Annotated in this window: 12 protein-coding genes; 3 read left to right on the top strand and 9 right to left on the bottom strand. The window is 29.1% G+C overall.

What is annotated here, in order from left to right; all coding sequences use genetic code 11:
* Window positions 1-55: 55 nt before the first annotated feature.
* From SPD90_RS12765 to SPD90_RS12730, 8 genes are all read right to left on the bottom strand, one after another.
* Entirely contained in the window at window positions 56-532 is a 477-nt protein-coding gene (locus tag SPD90_RS12765; RefSeq protein WP_320925478.1) for a hypothetical protein, read from the bottom strand.
* Between the two features lie 27 nt (window positions 533-559).
* Window positions 560-1072 carry a GNAT family N-acetyltransferase gene (locus tag SPD90_RS12760; protein ID WP_320626728.1) on the bottom strand — a complete coding sequence of 171 codons (513 nt, stop codon included), beginning with the start codon at window positions 1070-1072 and terminating at the stop codon, window positions 560-562.
* 1 nt (window position 1073) lies between these two features.
* Complete coding sequence (locus SPD90_RS12755) at window positions 1074-1400, bottom strand: hypothetical protein (protein ID WP_320626727.1); 327 nt, start codon at window positions 1398-1400, stop codon at window positions 1074-1076.
* A 77-nt stretch (window positions 1401-1477) separates the two neighbouring features.
* The gene (locus SPD90_RS12750) at window positions 1478-2113 is read right to left on the bottom strand and encodes a hypothetical protein (RefSeq protein WP_320626726.1); all 636 of its coding nucleotides are present in this window, start codon (window positions 2111-2113) and stop codon (window positions 1478-1480) included.
* A 341-nt stretch (window positions 2114-2454) separates the two neighbouring features.
* Window positions 2455-4614 (bottom strand): M28 family peptidase, encoded by a 2160-nt coding sequence (locus tag SPD90_RS12745; protein WP_320925477.1) that lies wholly within the window; start codon window positions 4612-4614, stop codon window positions 2455-2457.
* A gap of 793 nt (window positions 4615-5407) precedes the next feature.
* Complete coding sequence (locus SPD90_RS12740; RefSeq protein WP_320925476.1) at window positions 5408-5929, bottom strand: hypothetical protein; 522 nt, start codon at window positions 5927-5929, stop codon at window positions 5408-5410.
* Window positions 5930-5981: 52 nt separating this feature from the next.
* Window positions 5982-6401, bottom strand: coding sequence for an NADAR family protein (locus tag SPD90_RS12735; RefSeq protein ID WP_331680581.1), 420 nt, complete (start codon window positions 6399-6401; stop codon window positions 5982-5984).
* Window positions 6402-6406: 5 nt separating this feature from the next.
* Window positions 6407-6775 carry a pyridoxamine 5'-phosphate oxidase family protein gene (locus SPD90_RS12730; protein ID WP_320925474.1) on the bottom strand — a complete coding sequence of 123 codons (369 nt, stop codon included), beginning with the start codon at window positions 6773-6775 and terminating at the stop codon, window positions 6407-6409.
* 213 nt (window positions 6776-6988) lie between these two features.
* Between SPD90_RS12730 and SPD90_RS12725 the strand changes: the two genes are divergently transcribed.
* Entirely contained in the window at window positions 6989-7585 is a 597-nt protein-coding gene (locus SPD90_RS12725) for a DUF2703 domain-containing protein (protein ID WP_320925473.1), read from the top strand.
* A 58-nt stretch (window positions 7586-7643) separates the two neighbouring features.
* On the opposite strand, the gene SPD90_RS12720 is transcribed toward SPD90_RS12725, so the two are convergent.
* Window positions 7644-8057, bottom strand: a complete 414-nt coding sequence (locus SPD90_RS12720) for an arsenate reductase ArsC (RefSeq protein ID WP_320625645.1) — start codon at window positions 8055-8057, stop codon at window positions 7644-7646.
* A 171-nt stretch (window positions 8058-8228) separates the two neighbouring features.
* Between SPD90_RS12720 and SPD90_RS12715 the strand changes: the two genes are divergently transcribed.
* Both SPD90_RS12715 and SPD90_RS12710 read left to right on the top strand, forming a co-directional pair.
* Window positions 8229-8546 carry an ArsR/SmtB family transcription factor gene (locus tag SPD90_RS12715; protein WP_320925472.1) on the top strand — a complete coding sequence of 106 codons (318 nt, stop codon included), beginning with the start codon at window positions 8229-8231 and terminating at the stop codon, window positions 8544-8546.
* An 88-nt stretch (window positions 8547-8634) separates the two neighbouring features.
* Window positions 8635-9353: bile acid:sodium symporter (locus tag SPD90_RS12710; protein WP_331680580.1), on the top strand; the 719-nt coding region annotated here is incomplete at its 3' end.

Raw genomic sequence — 9353 nt, 5'->3', positions numbered from 1 at the left:
AATACATCTAGTAAATCAGTATAAAATTTTTCACCTTTTTGTAATATAGCACCTTTCATAAATACGTATTCTCCTCCTCCAATACCCACGGAATATTAGCAAAAAATTCTAACTGAATCACAGGCAATGGAAAATTTTCTTCTAATAAACCTACTTCATCTTGAAACCCAATTTGGAAATTCTCATTAATTTTAAAAAGTTCTTTCTCATCTAATTCTTTTGACATTTGACTAGTTTCTTTCCACGGACTACCTCCACTAACCAACTTACCACAAATATGATAAAATCCAGCATAAAATAACGTTCCATCTAGATTTTTGCAATTGACATAAGCTTCTCTAGCTTTTTTCATATCAATTCCCATTTTATTAAATATTTCAACAATCTCCTGTGGCAGATGAGATACTGCCTTTTCAAAGTTGCGGCATCCAGGGCAATCACATCCATCTGCAATATTTTCTGCTACTTGATAAAAGCTCCTTGTCTTATCAATGTTTATATCTATTACATATTGATTAAACTTAAAAATCATAAACTAACTCCTACATATGATTTCATATTATTTCATTACCTTTTCAAATCTGAAAAACTCCTCCTTAAACTCATAATCCGAATCACCTATTCTAGGATCTTTATGATATTTATTAAAAAATTCAACAATATGAAATCCACATTTATTAACATAAAAATTTATATTTCTTTTTTCAAAATAAGGTGTTACCAATTCCCACACCTTAGTCTTAGGATATTTTTCTTCTATCATATACCAAACCTTCTGACCAATACCCTTACTATGACAATCTGGATATATATAAAATAAATCCAATGAATTATGCTGCGTCATATTATTTATATTTAATACAACCCCTCCAATCTTTTTGTCATCTAAATATATGTAATAAGTTTCTGCATTTGGATTAAATAGTGACTCGTTGATATCTTCATCTAGTATAACGTCTCCATCATCACTATCTCCAAATTCTTCAACAACCGCAATGGCAAATACCTCTTTTACATCCTGTCTAAATGAATTGTATTCTTTCTCTTCAACCTTTTTAAAATAAATATTCATATCAATCCTCCTTAAAATTTATATCTAATTCTCTCATTAAAATTTCTATCATCTCAGCTAAATCTTTTGAATTATATGTACTATTAAATTCTTTCATATAATCTATCATAAAATTATATGTATTATCCAAATTTAACTCTTTATCTTGAACAATATCTTCCCAATCTGCCCATGCAGCTGCATCCATTGTTCCACCCTCTCTATCTTCCCATAAAGACATGGAACCTAATAAACCTCCCAAATCATCATTTTTGCCTTCTTCAAAATATATCCTATCCAAAAATGCAAACATAACTTTATAAGCTTCTAATCTATTTAAATTCTTCATAAATACAACTCTCCTGTATAAATATTACTAATATAAATTTCCTTTAATCAAGTATTCTAATTCTAGTTTCTCAGATACTATAAATTCCCGTAATTTTCCATAAATTTATTCCTAATTTGTTCCTTTGACATATTAAAATGCTCCAAAAATTCTGGCATTACCATAAAAAGTGAATACATATAAGTATCTATTGTTTCTTCCATAGGTAGCCATCTTGGTAATAAAGATTTTACCTCTTCTTCATATCCGTCATCAAATGCCAATATACAAATCTCAAAATCTCTATCTGCATAAATTGCCCATTTTTTAGATAAAGGAATACATATTATTATATTAGAATTAAAAAATATTGAATCAGCCTCGTTGTTTTCTGGTGCATATTCTATTAAATTAGAAAATTCCTCATTTTTAATATCAACTGATAATTTAGCAATACTATAGTATCCAAAATAATGATAATAATAAGATTTTGGACTAGGATTTAAAACACTAAAAATCACATTGTTATCATTTGATAAGTTTGATAATGTTTTTACATTTTCCCAAAACCTATCATCTCTAATTAAATCAAATTCTTCACATAAAAACTTATTATATGGTTTCTTAAAAACTTTATTTGGTAATTCTTCATTAAGAAGAAAGCATTGATTTATTTTTTCCATTAATTCTTTATATTCATATTCTTTTTTTGTAAAAAATATTTCTGAGCACATATTCTCCTACTATTCTCCTTTTATAAATATTTTTATTAACTTAATTTTTACTTACCATAATAAAATTTCATCTATTACAAATATATTTTCACACATAAACATATATGGTTGTAAATTTACACCTTCATCTATTAAATTTGACTACTCTCCCAAAATCTTTATATACCTTAAGTATAATAAATTTACTACCAAAGATAAATTTTCAAGCTTATCTGTAACTTTTTTGAAACCTTCCCCCTCTCATTTTTATAAAATAACCATAATCTATATAAATACAAAAAGAGATGCTATAAATCTTTAACATCGATTTACAACATCCCTTTATAATCTATTTCCAAAAATTATTTTATACTATTCAAAGTTTTAGTCAATTTCTCTAAAGTCTCTATCTCATCAGATACAGTACTTTCTAAAAGCTCATTTTGTCTCTTTTCAACTTCCTTCAAAGTCTTTATCTCCTCTGAAAAATCATCCTTACCAGTTTCACATTTATCCATAATAGAATGAATAGTATCGTACAATCTTTCCTTACTTATAACTCTCTTATAACCCCATTGTGTAACATCCTCAGGTTGCTCGATTATATCGCTAAAATAAGTGTAGTTCTTTTCACTAAAATTATAAGCATACCAGTTATTGTCTATACCCCATAGATATTTATCTAAAGCCTTTTGACCGTCTTTATCCTCTAGAGCATCTATTGCAGAGTCTACCATATCTAAATTAGATTGTGGTATTTGATGAGGGAAAACTACTTCTTCCTCCCAAGTTAAGCGAACTAAATCATCTTCAGCCTTTTTAAATATTTCAAATACTGTTGAATATAATTCAGATGTTTCGTCTAAAATTTTATCTGCTGCTTCGTAATCGCCTTTTTCAACAGCCTCTTTGTATGCGTTGTTTTTAGCTTCTACAACATCGTAAGCAACTTCGGCAGCTTCTATAGCTTTATCTGCTGTTTCTTCTAATTTAGTTGTATCAAAATCTACATCCTCCATTATATCAGAATCTATGCTCTTTTTAAGTTCTTTAAATCTAAGTGAAAAATCTAGTGGAGAAACTGCACAGTAATCATATCCTAATAGCATTGTTCCATATAAATAGTGATTATATCTAAAAGCAGCTTCGTTGTATGTATCTTTATTATCAAATTGTGAATGATAATATTTTATAGAGAATTCTTCTCTCAATCTGCTGACAGATGATGGTATACCAGCTATAGAAAATGCAAAAGAATCAGTCCATGTTATAATTGGATATGAAACCTCTGTACCCTTTTCAAATACTCCGTCGACCTTAGGTATTGTAGTAGATAAATCTTTTACAAAAGGAGCAAGCTCATATGATGTTTGAACTAATGAACTTTCATAATCTAAAGAATGTGCAGGCATTTCAAAATTTATATTAGCTATAACCTTACCTGACCATTCTGGGTGTATATTAAACACTTGATTATAAGCTCCTGTAAGCCAGTCGTATTTACTGTTTTCAACACCCCATTCTTCGGCTGATGTTGCACAGAATACTAAAGTTTTTTCTGGTTGATATCCACTATCTACAATTGCCTTTGCTATACCAAGCATAATTGCTACAGATGATGCATTATCTTGGAATCCATCAAAATATCCATCGTAGTGACCAGATAAAACTATCATCTTATCCTTGTCTCTACCTTCAATCATACCTGTTATATTATAGCTTTTAGTGTCTTTTTCAACCTTACTAGAAGCATCGAAATCTACCTTTATTGTATCTTTGCCAGATTTTTTTATAGCTTTTAGTAGGCTATCTGCATCTTTTCTAGATATAGAAAATGCTGGTGTATATTCTGGACCACAGAAATCCTGAGCATTTAATGCTTCATCACTTATCTCTGCATAACCTCCGTCTTGAACTGCAAGTACCGCTGCAGCACCGTTTAAATAAGCTTCATAAACAGGATAATTTATCCACCAATTTTCACGTTGATTTATATCTATTAGAACTAATTTGTCCTTTACATCTAAATCTTTAAAATCGGCTTCAGTACCTTGATTTGCATATACGACTTCGTATTCTTTTTTCCCGTTTGTTTCGAAATTAGTTTGGTATCCACCTAATATAGCAGTTTTTTCCTTGCCATCTTTATCTTTAAAAGTCAAATTGGCATGATCAAATGTCCAACCATCTAATGTATATTCTTCCTTTTCAACACTAGTCATTCCAATTGATTCCATAGTTTCTTTTATGTAGTCTCCAGCTTCTGTTTCTGCTTTTGAACCAGCTGTACGATATCCTAAATCCTCATTAGTTTTGAATTTAGTAAGCTCCTCCATTACATTGTAGCCCCACTCAGTGTCGACCTTTTCTATAAACAATTTTTGTGCTTCTTCTAATGATAATTTTTGTGTTTTTTCCATCACTTGGCTGCTAGAGCTCGCACTTGATGAAGCACTGTTATTTGTACTACATCCACTTAATATAATACATACTACTAATAATAATGTTACGATTTTTTTCATTTTTTAAAACTCCCTTTTCGTTGAAATAATAGATTGTCCGCAATTATATGCGAAAATAGAGATTTTAATTTAAGGATAGCTTATTGAATTGTGTAAACAAAAAAATACAATCATCGTTTTATTTAAAGCTAAACTTAAAATAAAAAATAATTGTACTTGATTTACGATCTTTACTTTAATTTGTTTTATTTATTGTCAAAGTCTTGTTTTATTTATTATCAAAAATATTGTTTTATTTATTATCAATGTCTTGTTTTATTTATTCAAATGTAGGTATTTTATTTGAGCCTATACAGTAATTGAAACTCTTACTGCTCATATTGATCATTTCACAAGTACTGCACCGTTTGATGCAAATTCTTTAGGATTAAATCCCACTTATAAAATTTGAGCTTTCACTCATCAACACGATATCACAATCGCTAGTTCGGCATTTGACCTGGCTGTCCGTATGGCCGCTTATTTCTGATGTCTCAGATAGGTCAAGTGTTAAGATTTCTCTTAACGAATTAGTTTGTGACGATAGACTTAAACCTCTTACCTCCTTTCAGTTACTATCATAATTTATTTTTTAACAGTAACTATATTATATTATTTGGAAGTTATTGTCAACTATATTTTCTAAATATTATTAATATTAGAACTTTTAAAAACCTAATGTAAAAACTCCTTAAAATGATAAAGAGGCTAGAACTTAGCCTCTCGAGAAATGCATAAAAATAAAAAATCATACATTTTAATTTAAAAATATTTTTATATCTATATATCTTAATTATAATACTTTTTATGTAATTTAGCTAATTTTTTCTACTATTACTTTGGTATATTTTTCATTTCCACAATCACTAATTTCAAATACTTCTGCATCTGAATGGATTTTCAATGATATAAGTTTATTATCAACTTTAATATTTTCTAAATCATTTGTATTATCAATATTATTTAATTTGCAATCAAATAAAACTACTTCTATTTGACCTTCTGTAAAACTATCTATATATTCAGCTATACCTAATATACTATTAAAATCAGATACAACTGCTATTAATCTAGAAATTTCTTGCATTTTTATTGGAATTATTTTTAATAATTTATATTCACTATACTCACCATAATAAATATGATGAAAATTTGGTTTTATATCATCTACAACATCTTCTAAATTATAATCAAGACCATCTATAGATAAAATACATCCCAAATTATCTATGTTTTTAAATAAGCTTATAATTGATTCAAAAGCTATTTTTTTATTTTTAAATTTTTCTCTATAAAAATTAATAAACAATTTATCTTCATCATATAAATAATCCATTGTTATCACCACCTAATTACTAATACGCCTTTAGAATACTGCTATTTTCATATTACTTTAACTCTTCTCTAATCCTCATAAGAGTTTTTCCCAACTTATTCTTTCCTTTTCCATTCACAACTCCCCACTCTTTATCGCCCCAGTCATTGCCTTCCTCCAAATAAGCATCTCCTGTTTCAAGCAACTTTATCTTCAGATTTTCATTTTGTGTGAATTTAGCTAAGCAAATTTCATACATTATCTGCTCCTTTATCTTGTCCCAATTATGTCTTAGCTTCACACCTCTACCTTTTCTTTTAGCTTGAGCTGAGTCTAAATGTGCAAATGATGCTGCTTTTTTGGGGTCTTTTTGAGCCTGAAAAGCCGCCTCATTATTTTTATAAGTAATTCCATTATAAGTAACCTCTGCATTATAATAATTACTCAAAAAATAATACTGTCCTTTAAATTCTTTTATAATATTCTTACTCATAACAATTAATATAAATTTGAACTTACAACTTTTATTTGAAATACAGCAAAATGTGGAGTATCAGACGTTGGAAAATGTTTAGTTAAATTAGGACAGTCTTCTAACATTTTTTGCTTTATATTTAGGTCGACACATTCTTCTGCTATACCATTTATTCTTATCCAATCACGAGTTCCACCCTTTAATGCTATAATCTGCATTTGAGGATGCTGTTTTAATTGCTTATATACGTCTTTCATATCTCCAGTAGAGATATACAAATTATCATTATATTCCATAACTGCTCCAAATGGTCTTCCAGCTGGAAAATCACCGTTTATAGTTAATACATAAAATACACCGCACTCTTTTAAAAATTCACCTACTTTACTCATTATATACTCTCCTATCTAAATTCTTATTTATCTATATAATATCAAAAGAACTTTTTTTTCGCATTACATAACAAGTTTTAAAGTTAAATAAATCATATTTTGCATCAGAAAATAGATTTAAATGATTCTTATTGACTGGAAGTTATACAAGAAATATAAAATTAGAGTATAATTATTGTAAATATATTTATAAATAAAAAAGGAGAAAGTAAAATGGATAAAAATAGATATCCTATTCTAGATATTTTAAATGGAAATAACTCAAATGAATCATGCTGCTGTAGTAGCACAAGTAATTGCTGCGATGACATAAGTAAAAAAGAAAAGAATATTTTAATTGAATATCTTTATCTAGATTTAGTTACTTGTGATCGTTGTGTTGGGACAGATAAGGTTCTCGATGAAGTCGTAGCTTTACTTACACCTGCACTTGAGCTAGCCGGCTATACAGTTGAATACAAAAAAATAGAGATGACTACAATCGACGATGCTAAAAAATATAAATTCTTATCCTCTCCAACTATTCGTGTAAATGAAATAGATATATGTGATTCTGTCAGCGAAAATGATTGCAAATGCTGTGGAGATATCAGCGGTACTGCAGTCGATTGCCGTGTGTTTGAATATGAAGGTAAAATCTATGAAGTTCCACCAAAGGCTCTGCTAGCAGAAAATATTCTTAAAACAGTATTTTCTCAAAATACAGATTGCTCTTGTACTGAGTATGAGGTACCAGATAATTTGATACGTTTTTATGAGGGTAAAGAAAATAAATCATCTGGATGTTGTTGTGATGGAGGATGTTGTTAATACTTATATTTGTAAAAATAACCCTATACAGTCTAATACTCTCTGTATAGGGTTTATTTTAATATAGAACACCATTTTTAATTTTGTCAGCTAATTGTAAAATATTTTGGTGTATCTGTTCAATAATCTTTTCGAATTCTTCGTCGTCTTTTCCTGTTGGATCCTCTAGTCCCCAATCCTCTCTATATTCACATGGAAGATAAGGGCAGCTGACATTACAGCCCATAGTGATTACAACATCGACATCTGGTATATCATCTAGCAATTTTGAATACTGCGTTTTCTCCATATCTATTTTATATTTTTGCTTCATCAACCTAACAGCATCTTGATTTATCTTTGGCTTTGTTTCTGTTCCTGCAGAGTAGCTATCGAAAATATCTGAAGCTAAATATTTTCCAAGCGCCTCGGCAATTTGGCTGCGACATGAATTGTGAACACAAATAAATGCTACTTTGATTTTATCATTCATATTTTGAAAACTATCCTTTCGTATTATTTCTATGTTATTAATACATAGAGTATACCTATATATCGATAAATGTCAATATATTTTAATTAAATAAATCGTAACATATTGACATTTATCGATATATAAATATAATAAAGATAAATAGAAATTTATAAATGTGAGGTGAAGTAAATGGCAACTTCATATAAAGAGATTTCAAGAGTCTTTAAAGCATTTTGTGATGAGAATCGTTTACAAATTTTAGATCTTCTTAGAAGTGGAGAAAAATGTGCTTGCAAGCTACTGGATGAATTGCATATTACACAATCTACACTTTCTCATCATATGAAAATTTTATGTGATGCAGGAGTTGTTATTGGTCGTAAGGAAGGAAAATGGGTACATTATTCGATTGATGAAAAAGGTGCAGAATATGCACAAATGTTATTAAAGCAACAACTCACACTAAATGAGTTTATAGAACCTGACGACGAATGTTGTAATAAATAAATTGAGCCATCTAGAAAGGATGGTTTAATTTTTAAAAAACATTTCAATATTCTTAAATAAATTTGAATATGCAAAGGTTTCAATTCCAATGGCAATTTTAATTTTGATTATGATCTATCCTATGATGCTCAAAGTAGATTTCAAAAGTATAAAAAATGTAGGTAAAAATCCAAAGGGTTTAATTGTCACATGGGTAGTCAATTGGTTGATTAAACCATTTACAATGTATGGTATAGCTTCATTGTTTTTCTTTGCGATTTTTAAAGCATTTATTACACCTGATTTAGCGACTGAATATCTTGCAGGTGCAGTTTTATTAGGTGCTGCTCCTTGTACAGCTATGGTATTTGTATGGAGTACTCTGACAAAAGGGAACCCAGCTTATACAGTAGTTCAAGTAGCGACTAATGATTTAATTATTTTATTTGCATTTGTACCGATTGTAAAATTCCTACTTGGAGTTTCAAATGTAATTGTACCTACAGATACTTTATTTCTCAGTGTAATACTATTTGTGGTTATTCCTTTAGCAGGTGGTATTTTGACAAGAATCTTCGTTGTAAAAAATAAAGGAGTCGATTATTTTGAAAATATTTTCGTTAATAAATTTGATTCTGTCACAATTGTAGGACTGTTGCTTACATTAGTACTGATTTTCATGGGACAAAGTAAAGTGATTTTAGAAAATCCATTACATATTGTTTTAATTGCAGTGCCGTTGACTATTCAGACTTTCTTTATTTTCTTTATTTCATACTTTACTAGTAAGCTTTTGAAATTACCTCACGACATTGCTGCACCAGCTGG

The sequence above is a fragment of the Intestinibacter sp. genome (genome assembly GCF_034113885.1).
Lineage (GTDB): Bacteria > Bacillota > Clostridia > Peptostreptococcales > Peptostreptococcaceae > Intestinibacter.
Note: the sequence above shows the minus strand (reverse complement) of the source record. Positions and strands in the feature narration are given on the sequence as shown.